Origin of the sequence: Chondromyces crocatus, assembly GCF_001189295.1 — a bacterium.
Lineage (GTDB): Bacteria > Myxococcota_A > Polyangia > Polyangiales > Polyangiaceae > Chondromyces > Chondromyces crocatus.
Genome location: NZ_CP012159.1, coordinates 4,883,426 through 4,901,296, shown reverse-complemented (window position 1 = coordinate 4,901,296; position 17,871 = coordinate 4,883,426). Strand labels below are relative to the sequence as shown.

9 protein-coding genes are annotated in these 17,871 nt (G+C 66.7%); 2 read left to right on the top strand and 7 right to left on the bottom strand.

Annotated features, from left to right (window positions below; genetic code table 11):
- Positions 1–156 precede the first annotated feature (156 nt).
- Positions 157–564: a hypothetical protein gene (locus tag CMC5_RS18135; protein WP_050431606.1), complete on the top strand. Its 408-nt coding sequence runs from the start codon at positions 157–159 to the stop codon at positions 562–564.
- A gap of 51 nt (positions 565–615) precedes the next feature.
- On the opposite strand, the gene CMC5_RS18130 is transcribed toward CMC5_RS18135, so the two are convergent.
- The 5 genes from CMC5_RS18130 to CMC5_RS44675 all read right to left on the bottom strand — a co-directional run bounded on the left by CMC5_RS18130 (position 616) and on the right by CMC5_RS44675 (position 10,114).
- Positions 616–2,541 carry an outer membrane protein assembly factor BamB family protein gene (locus tag CMC5_RS18130; protein ID WP_050431605.1) on the bottom strand — a complete coding sequence of 642 codons (1,926 nt, stop codon included), beginning with the start codon at positions 2,539–2,541 and terminating at the stop codon, positions 616–618.
- Positions 2,542–2,565: 24 nt separating this feature from the next.
- On the bottom strand, positions 2,566–3,162 hold the full coding sequence (locus CMC5_RS18125) for a hypothetical protein (RefSeq protein WP_050431604.1): 597 nt from the start codon (positions 3,160–3,162) through the stop codon (positions 2,566–2,568).
- A gap of 248 nt (positions 3,163–3,410) precedes the next feature.
- Entirely contained in the window at positions 3,411–3,848 is a 438-nt protein-coding gene (locus CMC5_RS18120; protein WP_050431603.1) for a hypothetical protein, read from the bottom strand.
- Between the two features lie 36 nt (positions 3,849–3,884).
- Positions 3,885–9,599 carry an NHL domain-containing protein gene (locus tag CMC5_RS18115; protein ID WP_050431602.1) on the bottom strand — a complete coding sequence of 1,905 codons (5,715 nt, stop codon included), beginning with the start codon at positions 9,597–9,599 and terminating at the stop codon, positions 3,885–3,887.
- Positions 9,600–9,835: 236 nt separating this feature from the next.
- Complete coding sequence (locus CMC5_RS44675) at positions 9,836–10,114, bottom strand: hypothetical protein (protein WP_050431601.1); 279 nt, start codon at positions 10,112–10,114, stop codon at positions 9,836–9,838.
- A 316-nt stretch (positions 10,115–10,430) separates the two neighbouring features.
- Here CMC5_RS44675 and CMC5_RS18105 point away from each other — a divergent pair, with 316 nt between their 5' ends.
- Entirely contained in the window at positions 10,431–10,754 is a 324-nt protein-coding gene (locus CMC5_RS18105) for a hypothetical protein (RefSeq protein WP_050431600.1), read from the top strand.
- Positions 10,755–10,814: 60 nt separating this feature from the next.
- Here CMC5_RS18105 and CMC5_RS18100 read toward each other — a convergent pair whose 3' ends face one another.
- Complete coding sequence (locus CMC5_RS18100) at positions 10,815–11,630, bottom strand: DUF6968 family protein (protein WP_156338696.1); 816 nt, start codon at positions 11,628–11,630, stop codon at positions 10,815–10,817.
- An 8-nt stretch (positions 11,631–11,638) separates the two neighbouring features.
- Positions 11,639–17,377: an NHL domain-containing protein gene (locus tag CMC5_RS18095; protein WP_050431598.1), complete on the bottom strand. Its 5,739-nt coding sequence runs from the start codon at positions 17,375–17,377 to the stop codon at positions 11,639–11,641.
- Positions 17,378–17,871: the final 494 nt, after the last annotated feature.

Below are 17,871 nucleotides of genomic sequence, written 5' to 3'. Positions count from 1 at the left end.
CGGCGTCCATCCCTCGGGCGTCCCCCCGCCCTCTCTCGACGCCCCGACGACGACGCCATCGAGCAGCTCGATGGCATCCTGCCGCTCGCCGTACGCATCCTCCGCCCATCGAGCTGCTCCCCTCGGACGCCACCTACGCGATAGCCTTCGACCACCATGGCATCCTCGCGACGACAGGCTGTCTTCCTCGGCGACGACTGCATCGGGCACGTGACCTGGGACCCGATGTCCGACTTCCCCTGGGCCCACGGCGACTTCGAACCCTCGCCCCAGTTCGCGGCGCACAGCACCGACTGGAAACCCCTGGACGAGGAGTGGTTCGACGAATCTGACGATGCCGACGAGGTCGACGCAGGAGACGAGCCCGAAAAGACCAGCGCCGCCGACGAAGCCTGGCAGACCCTCGATTTCGAGGCCCTGCGCACGCGCGGCATCCCCAGCGACCGGGTGCGCCTCGTCTCCGACGATGGCCAGGAGGACTACCTCATGGCGTTGAACCTCGACGGCAAGGGCCGCGCGAGCTGGCGAATCGGAATCGAACCGCTGGACCTCGACCTCTCGTGATCGCCGAGGCCCCAGCGCCATCGACGCGCCCACCACCACGGCGCGCCCCACTCACTCCATCTCGATGCGCACCCGCAGCACGCCCCCACTCCGGGTCCCGATGAACATCGTGCGCTCGTCGTGCGACAGCTCCACGCTCGACGCCACATCCCCTCCTGGAGCGAACGCCACCGTCGCCCGCACCTCACCCGTCACCGCATCCCGCACTTGCACCCGCGTCCAGAGCCGCCAGATCGCCCAGCGCTTGCCCAGCGCCGACCGCACATCGGGATCGTCGGTGCGCGACGCCGGCAGCTCGGGCCCCGCCGCGTCCAGTGCGAGGTCCCATCGCACCAGCCCCCCTCGGTTGGACAGCCGCGTCAGCAGTGTCGTCCCTGCCCGGTCCACCGACCAGCCCCCGAGCGAGCTCGCGATCGACCAGCTCTCGTCCCGCTTCACCTCCACCTGCACGGGCAGCTCCGTGCGACGCCGCTCCGCCAGCGTCTCGGGATCCAGGCGCACGATCCACCGCTTCGTCCCCGAGGCGAGCAGCACCACCACCTCCCCGCTCGCCGCGACCACCGCCCCCGCCCCATGCCGCTCCGGGATCGTCCAGTGCGCCATCGCCTCCAGCGTCTGGCCCTTGCGGAGACAGCGCACCACGCTCCGCCCCTCACCCCCGTGCGGCCTCCCGACCACCACCACGGCCTCCCCACCCGCCGCCACACAAGCCGCCTCGATCGCCCAGCCCGCGAGCACCTCCTCCGCCAGGAGCGACCCGTCTGTCGCAAAAGCGCGCGCCCTCCCATCGCCCGCCACCGCCATCAGCGTCTCGGCATCGAGCCAGACCACGAACGCCACGGGCCCCTCGATTCCCGCAAGCCACGTCCCGTCCTCGCGCCACACCCGCACCGCGTGCTCCCCATCGACCGTCGCCAGCTTCCCCCCCTCGGGGCTCAGCACCACCGCGCCCACCGCCCCCCGGTGACACGCCGGTGGCTCCAGCGACCGCCCCTCCAGCGAGATCCGCCCCCACGTCTGGTCCCCCGCCACGACCAGCAGCCCTCCCGCCAGCGTCGCCTCCGGGATCTGCCCCCCCTCCTCGACGAACACGCAGGTCTCCGCGAGCGCCCCGCGCGCAACCTCGTAGAACACCACCCGCCGCTCCATCACGCAGGCCGCGCGTCCCTCGCCCGCGTCCACGCAGAGCAGACGCACCCGTTCCCAGCCCGGCTCCAGCGCAAGCGACCACGCCTTCACCCCCGTCGCCGCATCGAGCGCGAGCATCACCCGCCCCTGTCCCGCCACGCTCCCCGGCGCCTGTGCCTCTACCAGCACATGCCCCCCTGCCGGCTCGAACACCAGATGCAGCCACGCCTCGTGAAACGGCCGCACCTCGTCCGCGCGCCACCGCAGCCTCCCGTCCACCGCATCCCGCAGCTCCACACGCGCCTCGCACCACAGCGCGAACGACCCCTCGTCCGGCGCCAGCGCGACCCGGAGAGGCCTCCCTCGAAAGCGCACCTGCGCGCGCACGGTGCCATCCACAGGCTCCACCAGGAACACCTGGTTCCCGCGCCGCGCGACCACCACGTCACGCCCCACCACGATCTCGTCGAACGCCTCCTGGATCCTCGCGCGCGGCTTCGACATCTCGGGGAGCATCACCTCCCGCACGCTGCCATCCCCCTCCAGCACGCGCAGCCGCCGCTCCCGGCCCTCCCCCTCCCACGCGCGCAGCACGACCCCTCCCGCCCTGCTCGCGTGGCGGAGCCATCTGTGCCGCTCGCTGACCACAGGGTCCACGACCGCCCCCTCACGCGCCTCGACGCGCACCGCGTACTCCCCCGCGATCACCCAGGCATGCTGCACGTCCCCGCCCAGCAGCACCGCCTCGACCGCCTCCGGAAGCCGCCCGCGCGGCGCACCGGACACCCCCTCCAGCCGGAGGCCCTCGGGAAGGACGAGCGGAGGGCTCAGAAGGGCATCATGGCTCACGAGAGGGCCCCCGTAGCGCTGCGACTACCGCCTGTCATCGGGAAGGCGACGTGACACCCGAGCAGCCCAGCCAGTCGAGAAGAGATTCGGCTGCACCGAGTCAATGTCTCGGCTCTGGGTATATCCCCTCAATTCTTCATGGATCTGCGGTGAAAGCGCCTCGACCCAGTCAATGCTCCCGTCGCCATTCACGTCGATCCCCTCTTGAGCCAGATGGATGAATTCATCGGGAATCCAGGACAGGAATGCTGACTCGTCACCGTCTCCGATTCTGATTCGTACCTGCGGCAGAAGGTCGACCCAGAGGTCACAGGGTGGAAGGTCGAACTCACCGTAGAACTCGAAGGACGCAAGCCACGCGGCGCCATCCCTCAGATTGAACGACGGGACGAGCAGCATGAGCCGCCCCGGCAACAGCCTTGCTGGCAAGCGCCCAGGCCATCCAGATTGCTCCAGCAGCTTGGCGCGAGCCTCCACGATTTCTCGGACGACGCGCTCGGGATGGTCGGAAGCATCGCCCTCCTTCGCTGTCAGCCTGCTGCGACGCCGGACGACGTCACCGGGCTGGAACACAAGAGGGTTTTCCAGCGTCCACCAGGCCATCGTCTCAGCAACTCGCATTGCCAGGCTTCTCGGCAGTGTCGTTCCTTCCTCTCGGATTCTCTCCAGGGCTGCTCGGCCCATTCCTCGACACCTCATGCCGGCACCGCGATCCTGAACCCGAAGTACGCCGACAGCTTCGAGACATTACCCGGCCGCCGCATGCGAACGAAGACCCCTCTGCATTTCCCTTCGACGTTCACAGCGTTCCTCATCGAATCAGCAGGATGAGTTCCTCCTCGATCCATGGCAGCAACCAGAGGAGCACACTACTCCAGCTTGAGAGACTCTATATACGTCCTTGCTATGGACACGTAATCAGCGATGTTCCCGATCGACGCACGGTATCGCGCAGCCCCTTCCTCATCACAGCCACTCTCGGCGATCGAGATCGTGGTCCGGATGGCGGCGTCCACCTCACCCAGAACACTCAGTAGCCTGTCTCTCACCTCTATCCGGATCCTCGGCTTTCCTGGCTTGGTTGCATGCTTCTGGTTGCGGTACCAGTCTGGCGCCAGCTCGTCGTGTTCGTTCCAGATTGGCGCGAGCACCTCCGTGAACAGATACCCGGATATTCGCCCCGCAACCGGCTTGTACGCTTTCGCGACGCCCTCATTCTGCTCCGCCACGTAATGGACCGATTCGTCTATCCTCTGAGAGCATTCCAGGGCGATGGAAGCGATTTTTTCGGCGGCATCTCGTTGCACGTTTCCTCACGGTGGTCTTCATGCCAGGGCATGAGTTCAATATTGAATCCCCCAGCAACCATACTGATCGAGACACTCCTTCATGCATCGATGATACGGGCTACCGTCACACTGATACGGCGACATTGCCTCACAGCAATCATCGATGCAGATGTCCTTGATCTTCGCACACTTGTCCCTCCATGAAGGATCGACATATGGCTTCACCCATGCGCACACGTCCTCGATCGGTGTAGTAGGACTGGACACCAGGATCCCCGCACCAATCACATAGAGCAGATACTCCATCGCAGGTGCCAGCATCGGAGCAATGACGGCAATGGCAACATGCCCTGTCGGGTCTGCGAAATTGTTCGGGTCCCCTGCGGCGTACGCATATAGATTCGTATCGCCTCCCTCGAAGAGGAGGGGGTCCTTGGACGTCCACCGACCCGTCTCGGCATCATAATCGCGAGCGCCAAACCGCACGAGGGAAGTGTCGTGATCGTAAAGCCCACCCGCGAAACCAAAGGGCTGAAAACCAGGGTTGGTGTCGAGCAAGACCCGACCGAATTCATCGTATTCGATGCGCTGAGCAATAAATCCCGACGCGACATGGACGACAAGACGCACGCTACCGACATGGTCGGTGATGAGTCGATACACGGCGCCTTCTCTGACCATCACCTCCGGGACATTGATCCTGTCGCCGTAGATGAAGTGGGCTACGACCGCGCCGGTCGGACCGAGCTCCGCAGCCGGCTGAAGCTTGTCGCGGTAAAGCCAACCCTGACTCAACGCCCCACCGATCCGCTTGCCGACACGGCGTCCGAGACCATCGACCACGTAGTCGATCAACGTTCCGCCAGGCAACATCACCTGGCGCAGGTTGCCGAGGTCGTCGTAGCTGTAGTTCGTGGTGTCGCCGGTCGCAGTATCGATGCGGTTCTGTAGGGTGCCCGCGTCGTCGAAGGTGAAGGTGAGATCTCCCTGGGAGAGCAAACGATCCTGCGCATCGAAGTGCCCTTCGACCACGGCATCGGGCGTGACACGAGCGAGGTGATTCCCATTCTCGTCGTGGTCGATGTGAAGTGCCAGACTGCTGTCGAGGTAGACCTCGCGAAGACGGCCCGCGAGATCGTAGTCGTAGCCGGTGACGTGGGTAATGCCACTCAGCGTCTCGGTCTTCTCGACGATGCGACCGAGCAGATCGCGGCTGTAGGCGACCGTCATCAGGGCAAAGCCATCGACCATCACGCTTCGCCCGACGATCTCGCCATACGCATCGTGGCTCAGCGTCTCGACCACGTGCCCGATGGTGATCCGTGTGAGCAAGCCTTTCTGAGGATCGCGCGTGAAGGTAAGCGGTCCAGCACTCGTGAGCAGCCCGTCGAGATCTCGCCCAAACACCACGGTGTGCCCGCCGTTCACCTGCTCCTGCGCGAGCTTTAGATTGTTGTCGTAACCCTGATGGATGGTGCCGCTGATGACCCCTGTCCAGGTGACCGAGGTGAGCAATTCCCCGTCGTGGGAAAAGGTCAAATCGACGCCAGCAGGACCCGTGATCGTCGCGAGCTTGCCTGTGGTCGGGTGGTACGTCCGCGCGACGGCTCCCCCGGCAAACGTCAGCTCGGCAAGGCGTCCCGCCGCATCCCGCGCATGGGTCAGCGTCGCGCCGCCAGGCAGGGTCGTCGTGGCGAGCTGACCGTCGAGATCATGGCCCCATTGCGTCGATGTCGTCCCCCCAGCGGCCGGCGGCGGTGGGGTGTACGATGCCCGCAGATCGACCGCGTTGTACCCGAAGCTGTGTGCAGGTCGGCCCGGCGGTGTCACCGAGACGAGGTTCCCGACGAGGTCATGACCGTAGAGCACCACGTCACCATCCGGCCGCAGCGCCTCCTGCACGCGCCCCACCGGATCGACGACGAACCCCTCCACCTGCCCCAGCGGATCGGTCGTGCTGACCCGAAACCCGTGCGGACCGTAGGCATGCGTGATGGTGCGCATTCCCTGCGTCATGGCGTCGAGGCGCCCGTGAGGCCCGTAGGTGAGCTGCACGGGATGCATTCCTGCTACCACGATCTGCTCGACCCGACCTTGCAGATCCATCGTCGTGACGAAGCTCCGGCCTGCCGGTGTCGTGCGTGTCGTCGTGCGCGTATTGCGTTGGTAGATGTCGACGAACAACTTTCCGTTGATGTTCGTCATGTCCTGGAGTGACGTGAAACTGGATGGGTCGGCAGGGTTCGACAGCATGGCGCTGCGAGCCCGCGTCACGGTGAGCGTGCGTCCTCCCGGTGTGGTGACACTCTCCTGCTTCCGGTAAGGCGCGAGCATCCCGAACACCGGATCCGGCGCCAGCGACCAGCGCACCGTGCGCCCGTCCGGAAGCAGCATCGCCGTCTGTCCATCGGCACCAGGACCTTTCGTCCCCATCAGCCCGGCGCTGTTGGTGACGCTACGTTGCACATCAGCCGCCCCCGGGCGCTGCACCGCATACGTGGTGCTGCGACCGAGCGCCGTCGTCACGCTCACGGCACGCCCGCTCCCGGCCCCACTCCGCGTCAGCGACTTGCTCCCGCCAGCAGGATCGCTGTCTTGCGTGAGCCGTCCCAGGTTGTCGTACGCAAAGCTGTGCTCACGACCGAGCGCATCGGTCCTTCGCGTCAGCAGCCCGCGGGCGTCGTAGCCGAGGGCGTCGCTCTCGCCGGCCGGGTTCCTCACGACGGCCAGCAACCCCTCCCCATCGACACTCAGCGTGGTGGTCTGCCCGAACGCTCCAGTGAGTGCCGTGGCCATCCCGCCGACGCCGCGCGAGATCGTCAGCAGCGCCCCGTCCCCGTCTTGAATCGCTGTGAGCAGCCCCGCCGGATCGTACTGAAACCCCAGCAGCGTCGCCCCCGTCCGCACCTCGATCGTGCGCAGGTGCCGCCCCGTCCCGCTGAACACGTACGCCTTCCGCGCATCCTCCGTCGGGATGGCCACCTCGGTGAGCGCCACCCCGGGCAGTGGCGAGCGCGCGATGCGCCGCACCCGGTGCAGCACCATCTCGGCCGTGTACAGACCCCCATCGGGCCCCAGCGCAAGCTGAGCGATCGTGCCGACACGAGCGACCAGGGCCCGCTCCCCTTCGGGCAAGGGCACATCACAGCAGCTCCCCGTGCCGGCGACCGGGTGGATCACCCCTGCGGGCGTGATCCTCCGGATCAGGTAGCCCGTGCTATCCGCCACGTAGAGCGTCCCTTCCCCATCCAGCACCGCGGCCGTCGGATTCCGCAACCGCGCCGCGCGCGCCGGCCCTCCATCCCCGGTCGTTCCCGCGACACCTGTCCCCGCGAAGCTCGTGATCCTCCCGCGCCGATCCACCTGCCGGATCCGGTGGTTGTCGTGGTCGACAACGAACAAACCACCATCCCGCGCGACGACGACCCCGCGAGGACTCCCGAGGCGTGCCTCCGTCGCCAGCCCGCCATCTCCCGAGAACCCTGCAGTTCCGGTCCCCGCCACCGTCGTGATCGTCCCATCCAGCCCCACCCGCCGGATCCGGTGGTTCTGCGTGTCGGCGATGAACAGCGTCCCGTCCTCGGTCACCGCAACGCTGAACGGATTCCGGAGCTGCGCTTGCGTCGCCGGCCCCCCATCCCCCGAGAAGCCCGCCGTCCCGTTTCCAGCGACCGTGGTGATGGTCCCATCCACCGCGATCTTGCGCACCCGATGGCCACCTTGCTCCGCGACGTACAGGCTCCCGTCCGAGCCCAGGGCCAGCCCCCTCGGCGCCTGCACCTGCGCCTGCAAGGCCGGCCCGCCGTCTCCCCCACCGCCGCTCACCCCCGTGCCCGCGACCGGCCAGATCAACCCCTCCGGATCCACCCGCCGAACGCGCGCCTGCCCCGTGGAGCTCAGGTACACGCTCCCATCCGGTCCCACCGCCACCCCGGAGACCGTATCCAGCGGCGCGCTGACCGCAGGCCCCCCATCTCCGAGCGCCCCCGTGGTCCCCCCCTTGCCCGCGACCGTCCGCAGCTCCGTGCCCAGCGCAGCCCCCGTGCGCCGCCGCCCATCCCCCAGGTAGAGCACCTCCGCGCTCGGGCTGTAGACGTGGTGCACATCCACCGTCCACCCGCCGAGCCCCAGCGCCGACGCCGTGAGCCCTCCGAGCCGACCTTGCCATCGCTTCCACGCGATCACGTCACTGCGCGTGCGGCTGTAGGCGATGTCCTCGCTCGCGAACGCCCCGAAGGCTGGCGCTGAATCCCGCGGCGCCTGGTACACGCCCTCGTAGGCGTACCCGATCCGCACCGTGATCGGCTGCTCCCCCTGCGTCTCCCGCCCGAAAGCATCCTTGCCGTCCCAGGAGAAGGTCGTCTCGCTGCTCGGCGCGCAAGGACAAGCGAACGACTGCTCCATGTGCCGCCCCGCGATGTCGATGTGCAGCTCGATACGCTTCACCGAAGCCGGAACACCTCCCCGGGCGAGAGGAATCGTCAGCGTACTCCGCGCACCGTGACCCGCAGCGCGATCACTCCGGTAGTGCAACGAGAACGGGGTCCCAGCGATGGGCAGCGCCTCCCCGAGCACCTGGTTCTCGCAATCGATGATCGAGCCTCGCTCCTCGCAAGCGCTCGGCTCGGGCTCACTCCGGTCGGGATCACGGCTTTCATCCCCTCCGCCATCGCCCTCGCCCTCGCCCCCCTCCATCGAGCAGGTCAGGCTCAGCGGCACACAGGCATCCGCCGGAAATCCGTACGGCCAGTTCGCATCCCACGGTGTGAAATGCTGGATCGGCACCCGCCACAGCGAATGGCCGGGCGCGTAGAGCGCTGCGAGCTTCGCTTGCTCCTCTGGCGTGATCCCCAGCGCATCGAGCGTCGCGCTGTCGTCTGGCTCGCCATCGCCGTTCGTGTCGAGCACGGCGAGACTGCCCGAGACCTCGACGATCTCGACGACACGCCCATTCTCCGACGGGATCCACGCCGCCCGTGCGCGGTCGTAGTAGCCCATGGGCACCACCGTACCGGCAGGGAACCCGAGGAAATTGTCGACATAGAACGGGATCGCCTGGTTGAACACCACGCTCACTGCCCCTGCTGCGAGCGCCTCATCCGCGCTCAGCTCGACGGCGTACGTGTACCCGCTCGTCGGCGGCAGCTCCCCGGGCATCGCCGCTGGGCCCCGCGCACCGACCGTGTACTCCGTGGCGCGTAAGCTCAGCGTGCTGATCGGCTGGAGCGTTCCATCCGGAAAGAGGAGATCGGCTGTCGTACCTGGCGGAAAGAGCACCGTCGCCTGGCGCGTGCCGTCCGCATCGGTGACGACGCTGCCGCGGGCTTCGGCATAGGGAGGGGCGGTATCGAGATCGATCGGCGTGACCTGCGGATCGAGCGGCACGAGCACCACATCCGGGGCCTGAGCGTAGCCTTGCCACGGAACATCGATCCGACGCGCTGCTGGTAAGAACCCGTCGGCCTCATAGGTGACCACGAGTGAGCCGCCCCCTCGAGCCACCATCGTGAACCCGCCATCCGCAAACGTGCGCGTCGTGCCGTGCTCGGGGTGATCGAGCAGCGCGATGGTCACCTCGGGCAACGGGTCGCCGTCGACGGTGTGCACCGTCCCACGAACCCCAGCAGCGCGTTGCGGAGAAAGGATCCCCGGGTCCGCGCCAGCCTGGATGGGCTCAGCGCCTTCGAGGAGAAACGCCAGCCCGTCCGCGGGCAAGGTCGCAACCGTGCGATCGAGGGGCGCGCAGGCCGCGTGCGTGACCCCATGCACGGAATCACAAGCATCGAATGTGCAGGGATTCCCATCCTCAATGGCGGGAGGCGGACCCGCGACACAATGACCGGCCCCGTCGCATACCTCGTCCCCATTGCAAGGATCCGCATCGAGACAGGGTGTACCGAGAGGCGCGGGAGGCCCCTGGTTTCCAAGGGGCAAGCAGACCGTGACCGACGCACCGCCACCCTGTCCTCCGCCCGCTCCTGGCCCTGCTGCCCCACCTTGCCCTGCTACCCCGCCCTGCCCTGCTGTCGTGCCTTGCCCACCCGCTCCGGTGCCGCCATGCCCGCCCCCTGAGCCACCCGCTCCGGCCAGCTCCGGCCCACGCCCCCCATGGCCGCCGACCCCTGACGCGCCAGCCCCGCCGCTCGCGGCATGACCACCGCCATCTCCGTGAGGCGCACCATCACCAGCGCCCCCCTCCCCCCCGGGCGAGGAGCAGACGACGTGCAGGCGCAGAGCACCACCAGCGCCGTCCCCAGAGGGAGGCGGTGAATCTTCGATCGCATCGAAGGAAAGCCCTCCTGTCGACACTGCGATGTACGCGGCGCCACCCCTCCGTCAGCACGTACCGTGCCTCATGCTGTCGGAAGACGATTCCCCAGGAGCCCTGGTATTGCCACCTGTCGAGGGCAATTTTGCCGTGCCAGCACCTACCGTGAGGCGCCTCGGATCCACCCGATCCCCGGCTTCTGGGGTCCTCGCGATCCACGAATTTCCCGCCGACCCCGAGCCTGATGCTGGAGCCCATCGAGCAGGCAACGCGACGGACCGAAGCCGGGACACTACGGTCGGTCGACGGAGAGGCTCAGCGAGCCATCCATCGTGATCCTGAAGCTCATTCTCTGCATTCAAGCGTTCCAGAAGTCGAAGTGCCTCCTCTGGCGAAGAATCCGTCAATCGGATGACATCCATCACCGTCTCGTCGAAGGGCATGCGTACACGAAGCAGATCGGCGCACTGGTCGCACAGACGCACGCTCCGGCCACCAACATCTCGCTGGATACCAGGATTCTGATGGCACTCATCGCAAAGATGCAAATCCTGCATCAACCGCAGTCTCCAGGCAGTGGGCATCGATCAAATGGCCAGACGCCCGAACGTTTTCATTCTCTGAAACAGCCACCACAGTCCTTTCGGTTGCCGTAAGTCCCGCGGTTCCACGCCGGCTGCCAGGGGTGCTGCAGTCCAATGAATACATCAGAAAGGTCAGCGCGGTTTCATTCCCTCCGCCACCTCGTCGTCGTCTGAACTATTCGTCTCCGACGTAGATTGATGTGCTCGCAGTGAGAGAAGAGCCTTCGATATTCGCATGTACGTCCCTGATCCCCTCTCGGCCACAGCAGATGCTCTCAGAAGTTGCTTCCGTGCCTCCTGGGCCCGCCCTTGCTTCGCCAACGTGAATGCCGCAGCAAGCAAGTTCTCGGCGGTCGGCTGTGCATGTGCCAGGATCCGTATCAGCCGGTCCACCTTGTCGTCATCTTGCAACAGACGAGTCGCCGCGAGTTCCCCTTGTATACACTTGATTGCGGCATCAGCATAATCCAGCGCAATACAATGCAACCGGAGACGCCTGAGGGCCTTGGCGGCCTTCTGGGGCTCCGTTTTCACTCGATCCAGCTCCGCCAGAATTGCGTCTCTGAGGGACATGTCCGGTTCACACAGAAATGACGACTCGTCAGACGACCGCTTGTCCTCATAGAGATCGAACGGAAATCCCAGCTCGCCTCCCTCTTCGTCTGGCCACGCCAGATTACGCCGTTTTTTTGCAATCGCGATCTCGATGCCGATTTTTTGTATGCATAGGACGAGTGCCTGGAAGCTCCCGTCGCCATACATCACCTGGTCGACAGGTTGCGCATACAGGCCCGTGATGCGAAATCTGCACTCGTGGGAATCGTGCTTGCTTGCTCTGGTGGGGGCGGCGATCTCGATGACGACCTTTTTGAGCGGCCCATCAGCACGTTCATGAACGAGTTCAGCCCGCGCTATCCATCGCTCCGAAGGCTTCTTTCTTTCTGACATCGCGCGACCTATCCGCCGGTAAAAAGAGGAGGCAGCGGCTTGCGCGTCACGCACGCCGCGTATCGCTCGTTCGAGCTAGAAAAACATGCACGCCTGCGATGCTTTGGCAGACGATTACAATGGGCCACATCTGCATCTCTGATGGCTTCACACTCTCGTCGAAGACTCTCCTCTTCTTCGAAATCAGGAATGTCGTTGTCGAGAAGGAGCATCGCGGCAATGATGCAGACGCCGATGGCTCCCGTCGTCACCACGGGGAGCAGCATGGGGAAACTCAGGGTGAAAACTCCAGCCCCGAACCACGGGAGCGCCTCAGCGTATTTGCCAGTGGGATCGATGCGGTTCACCGGATCCCCCAGCGCGTAGGCATAGAGGTTCGTATCGCCGCCATCGAACAGCAGTGGATCCTTGGCCGTCCACCGAGCCGTCTCTGGCTGGTAGTCGCGCGCACCAAACCGCACGAGACGCGTGTCTGTATCGTACAACCCACCCGCAAAGCCGAAGGGCTGGAAGCCCGGATTGGTGTCGAGCAGGACGCGGCCAAAGGCATCGTAATCGATCCGCTGGGCAATCGCGCCTGTGGCAGTGTCGATGACGAGCCGTACACTGCCGACGTGGTCGGTGATGAGCCGATACACCGCGCCTTGCTTGAGCATCACCTCCGGGACATTGATCCTGTCGCCATAGATGAAGCGGGCAACGACCGCGCCGCTCGCGCCCATCTCGGCAGCCGGCTGGAGCCTGTCACGGTAAACCCAGCCCCGCACCAGCGTACCGTCGACCTTCTTGCCGACACGACGTCCGAGGCCATCCACCACGTAATCGACCACCGAACCGCTGGGCAGCGACACCTGCCGCAAGTTGCCGAGATCGTCGTAGCTGTAGTGCGTTGTGTCACCGGTTGCGGTGTCGGTTCGGCTTTCCAGGGTCCCCGCGTCGTCATAGGTGAAGACGAGGTCCCCTTGAGAGAGCAAACGATCCTGTGCATCGAAGTGCCCCTCGATCATGGCATCGGGTGTGACACGAGCGAGGTGATTCCCGTTCTCGTCGTGATCGATGTGAAGCGCCAGGCTGCTGTCGAGGTAGACGTCGCGCAGGCGGCCGGCGAGATCGTAGTCGTAGCCGGTGACGAGGGTGATGCCGTTCAGCATCTCGGTCTTCTCGACGATGCGACCGAGCAGATCGCGGCTGTAGGCAACCGTCATCGAGGCAGCGCCATCGACCATCACGCTTCGCCCAATGATCTCGCCGTAGGCGTCATGGCTCAGCGTCTCGACCACCTGCCCGACAGTGACGCTCGTGAGCAAGCCGTTCTGGGGATCGCGCGTGAGCGTGAGCGGCCCAGCACTCGTGAGCAGCCCATCAGGATCCCGCCCGAACACCACCGCGTGCCCACCATTCACCTGCTCCTCTGCGAGCTGGTGATTGTTGTCAAAGACCCGGTGGAGTGCTCCAGCGATGGCACCTGTCCACGTGACGTCGGTGAGCAGCTCGCCGTCATGGCTGAAGCTCAAATCAACGCCAGCAGGCCCCGTGATGGACGTGAGCTTGCCTGTGGTCGGGTGGTACGTACGCGCGACGGCTCCCCCGGCAAACGTCAGCTCGGCAAGGCGCCCCGCCGCATCACGCGCATGGGTTTGCGTCGCACCACCAGGCAGGGTCGTCGTGGCGAGCTGACCGTCGAGGTCATAGCCCCATTGCGTCGGTGTTGTCGGTCCAGCGGCTGGAGATGGCGGCGTGTACGTCGCACGCAGATCGAGCGCCGTGTACCCGAAGCTGTGTGCAGGTCGTCCCGGCGGCGTCACCGAGACGAGGTTCCCGACGAGGTCATGACCGTAGAGCACCACGTCACCATCCGGCCGCAGCGCCTCCTGCACGCGCCCCACCGGATCGACGACGAACCCCTCCACCTGCCTCAGCGGATCGGTCGTGCTGACCCGGAACCCGTGCGGACCGTAGGCATGCGAGATCGTGCGCATCCCCTGTGTCATGGCGGCGAGGCGTCCGTGGGGCCCGTAGGTGAGCTGCACGGGATGCATTCCTGCTACCACGATCTGCTCGACCCGGCCTTGCAGATCCGTCGTCGTGACGAAGCTCCGGCCTGCCGGTGTCGTGCGTGTCGTCGTCCGTGTGCCTCGTGCATATACGTCGACGAATGACTTTCCATTGATGTTTGTGATGTCTTGAAGCGAGACGAAGCTCGACGGATCGGCAGGGTTCGACAGCGTGGCGCTGCGCGAGCGCGTCACCGTGAGCGTCCTGCCCCCTGGCGTGGTGACACTCTCCTGCTTCCGGTAAGGCGCGAGCATCCCGAACACCGGATCCGGCGCCAGCGACCAGCGCACCGCGCGCCCGTCCGGAAGCTGCATCGCCGTCTGTCCAGCAGCACCTGGACCACTCGTCCCCGTCAGCCCGGCGCTGTTGGTGACGCTCCGCTGCACCTCGGCCGCCCCCGGACGCTGGACCGCATACGTGGTGCTCCGACCGAGCGCCGTCGTCACGCTCACGGCACGCCCGCTCCCGGCCCCACTGCGCGTCAGCGTCTTGCTCCCGCCCGCAGGATCGCTGTCCTCGGTGAGCCGCCCCAGGTTGTCGTACGCGAAGGCATGTTCACGACCGAGCGCATCGGTGCGTCGCGTGAGCAGCCCGCGGGTGTCGTAGCCGAGGGTGGTGCTCTCGCTGGCCGGGTTGGTGACGGTGGCAAGCAACCCCTCCCCATCGAGACTCAACGCAGTCGTCTGCCCGAACGCTCCAGTGAGCCCCGTGGCCGTCCCGCTGGCCCCCCGCGAGATCGTCAGCAGCGCCCCATCCCCATCCAGGATCGCCATGAGCAGCCCCGCCGGATCGTACTGAAACCCCAGCAACGTCGCCCCCGTCCGCACATCGATCGTGCGCAGGTGCCGCCCCGTCCCACTGAACACGTACGCCCTCCGCGCATCCTCGCTCGGGATGGCCAGCTCGGTGAGCGCCACTCCGGGCAGCGGCGACCGAGCGATGCGCCGCACCCGATGCAGCACCATCTCTGCCGTGTAGAGCCCTCCATCCGGTCCCAGCGCGAGCTGCCCGATGGTCCCGACGCGCGCATTCAGGGCGCGCTCTCCTTCAGGCAGCGGAACCTCACAGCAGCTCCCCGTCCCCGCGACCGCATGGATCACCCCATCCGGCGTGATCCTCCGGATCAGATAGCCCGTGCTATCCCCTACATGGAGCGTCCCTTCCCCATCCAGCACCGCAGCCGTCGGGTTCCGCAGCCGAGCCGCACGCGCCGGCCCTCCATCCCCCGTCGTCCCCGCGACACCCGTCCCCGCAAACGTGGTGATCCTCCCCCGCCGATCGACCTGCCGGATCCGGTGGTTGTCGTGGTCGACGACGAACAACCCACCATCCCGCGCGACCACGACCCCTCGAGGACTCCCCAGCCGTGCCGCCGTCGCTGGCCCTCCATCCCCCCAGAACCCCGCGGTTCCGGTCCCCGCAACCGTCGTGATCGTCCCATCCAGCCCCACCCGCCGGATCCGGTGGTTCTGCGTGTCGGCGATGAACAGCGTGCCGTCGTCGGTCACCGCGACGCTGAACGGATTCCGGAGCTGCGCCTGCGTCGCCGGCCCCCCGTCCCCCGAGAACCCCGCCGTCCCGTCTCCAGCGACCGTGGTGATCGTCCCATCCACCGCGATCTTGCGCACCCGATGACCACCTTGTTCCGCGACGTACAGGCTCCCATCCGCGCCCAGCGCCAGCCCCCTCGGCGCCTGTACCTGCGCCTGCAAGGCCGGCCCCCCATCTCCCGCACCACCGCTCACCCCCGTCCCAGCGACCGCCCAGATCACCCCCTCCGGATCCACCCGCCGGATGCGCGCCTGCCCCGTCGAGCTGAGGTACACGCTCCCATCCGGACCGACCGCCACCCCGGAGACCGTATCCAGCGGCGCGCTGATGGCAGGCCCCCCATCGCCGAGCGCCCCCGTGGTTCCCCCCTTGCCCGCGACCGTCCGCAGCTCCGTGCCCAGCGCCGCCCCCGTGCGCCGCCGCCCATCACCCAGGTAGAGCACCTCCGCCCCCGGGCTGTAGACGTGGTGCGCGTCCACCGTCCACCCGCCGAGCCCCAGCGCCGACGCCATGAGCCCTCCGAGCCGCCCTTCCCATCGCTTCCAGGTCGTCACCTCACTGCGCGTGCGGCTGTTCGAGAGCTCCGCCCCTGCGAACGCACCGAACGCAGGCCCGAAGTCATCCGGAGCGAGGTACACCCCCTCGTAGACATACCCGATCCGCACCGTGACCTTCTGCTCACCCTGCGTCTCGCGGCCCAAGGCATCCTTGCCGTCCCACACGAAGGTCGTCTCGCTGCTCGCCTCGCATGGACAGGCGAACGACTGCTCGAGGTGACGCCCCGCGATCTCGATGTGCAGCTCGATGCGCTTCACCGAGGCAGGAACCCCTCCCCGCGCGAGCGGGATCGTCAGCGTGCTCCGCGCCGCATGACCCGCCGCGCGATCACTCCGGTAGTGCAGCGAGAACGGCGTCCCCACGATCGGCAGCGTCTCCCCGAGCACCTGGTTCTCGCAGTCGATGATCGAGCCCTTCTCTTCACAGGCCGCGGGCTCCGGCTCACTCCGGTCCGGATCGCGGTTCTCGTCGCCGCCCTCGCCGCCCTCGCCTTCCTCGCCGTCCTCCATCGAGCAGGTCAGGCTCAGCGGGACGCAGGCATCCGCCGGGAAGCCATACGGCCAGTTGCAATCCCACGGCGTGAAATGCTGGATCGGCACCCGCCACAGCGAATGCCCGGGTGCGTAGAGCTGCGCGAGCTTCGCTTGCTCCTCCGGCGTGATGCCGAGCGCATCGAGTGTGGCGCTGTCGTCCGGCGCACCGTCACCCTCCGTGTCTAGCCTCGCCAGGCCACCCGAAATGTCGACGATCTCGATCACCCGCCCATTGTCCGACGGGATCCACGCCGCCCGGGCGCGGTTGTAGTAGCCCATCGGCACCACCGTGCCGGCAGGAAAGCCGAGGAAATTGTCGACGTAAAACGGGATCGCCTGGTTGAACTCGATGCTCACCGCACCTGCTGCGAGCGCTTCGTCCGCGCTCAGCTCGACGGCGTACGTGTACCCGCTCGTCGGCGGCAGCTCCCCGGGCATCGCCGCCGGGCCGCGCTCCCCGACCGTGAACTCGGTCGCGCGTAAGCTCAGCGTGCTGATGGGCTGGAGCGTGCCATCCGGGAGCAGGAGATCCGCTGTCGTACCTGGCGGAAACAGCACCGTGGCCTGGCGCGTGCCGTCGGCATCGGTGACGACGCTGCCGCGGGCTTCGGCATACGGAGGAGCGGTGTCGAGATCGAGCAGCGTGACATGAGAATCGAGCGGGACGAGCACGACCTCCGGGGCGTGCGCGTAGCCTTGCCACGGAACGTCGATCCGACGGGCTGCCGGTAAGAACCCGTCGGCCTGGTAGGTGACCACGAGCGAACCGCCCCCTCGAGCCACCATCGTGAAACCACCATCCGCAAAGGTGCGCGTCGTGCCGTGCTCGGGGTGATCGAGGAGCGCAATGGTGACGTCAGACAGCGGGCTGCCGTCGACGGTGCGGACCGTGCCTCGAAGCCCAGCCGCGCGCCGTGGGGAAAGGATCCCCGGGTCCGCGCCGGTCTGGATGGGCTCAGCGCCTTCGAGGAGAAATGCCAGCCCGTCCGCTGGCAATGTGGCCACCGTGCGATCCAGCGGCGCACAAGCCGTGTGCGTCACGCCATTCACGGAATCACAAGCATCGAATGTACAGGGATTCCCATCATCAATCGCAGGAGGCGGACCTGCGACACAATGACCGCCCCCGTCGCAAGCCTCACTCCCGTTGCACGGGTCGGTATCGGGGCAGGGCGTCCCAGGTGGCGCGGGCTGGCCATGTTCGCCATGAGGCAGGCAGATCGTGGCCGAAGCGCTGCCACCTTGGCCTCCGCCAGCCCCCTGACTTCCGCCCGCACCCTGGCTCCCGGCGCCGCCCGGTCCACCTGCGTTGATGGCGCCGTGGGCACCACCGAGACCTCCAGCGCCGGCGGGGTCATGGCCGCTCCCAGCGTGGCCGGCAGCGCCAGCTGCGCCGTTCTGCGCAGGAGCACCGCTCTCTCTGCTGTGTGGGTCATCGGCTGCAGATCCACCTCCACACGCAGGGAGAGGTGCAGCCGGGTTGCAGGCGCAGAGTGCCACGAGCGCCGTCCTCAAAGGGAAGCCGAGCCTCGTCGATAACATCG

What these genes read in the sequence shown, in the direction of transcription:
- CMC5_RS44675 (WP_050431601.1), bottom strand. Translation starts at nt 10,114, where the DNA reads ATGCGATCGAAGATTCACCGCCTCCCTCTGGGGACGGCGCTGGTGGTG.
- CMC5_RS18135 (WP_050431606.1), top strand. Translation starts at nt 157, where the DNA reads ATGGCATCCTCGCGACGACAGGCTGTCTTCCTCGGCGACGACTGCATC.
- CMC5_RS18100 (WP_156338696.1), bottom strand. Translation starts at nt 11,630, where the DNA reads ATGTCAGAAAGAAAGAAGCCTTCGGAGCGATGGATAGCGCGGGCTGAA.
- CMC5_RS18125 (WP_050431604.1), bottom strand. Translation starts at nt 3,162, where the DNA reads ATGCGAGTTGCTGAGACGATGGCCTGGTGGACGCTGGAAAACCCTCTT.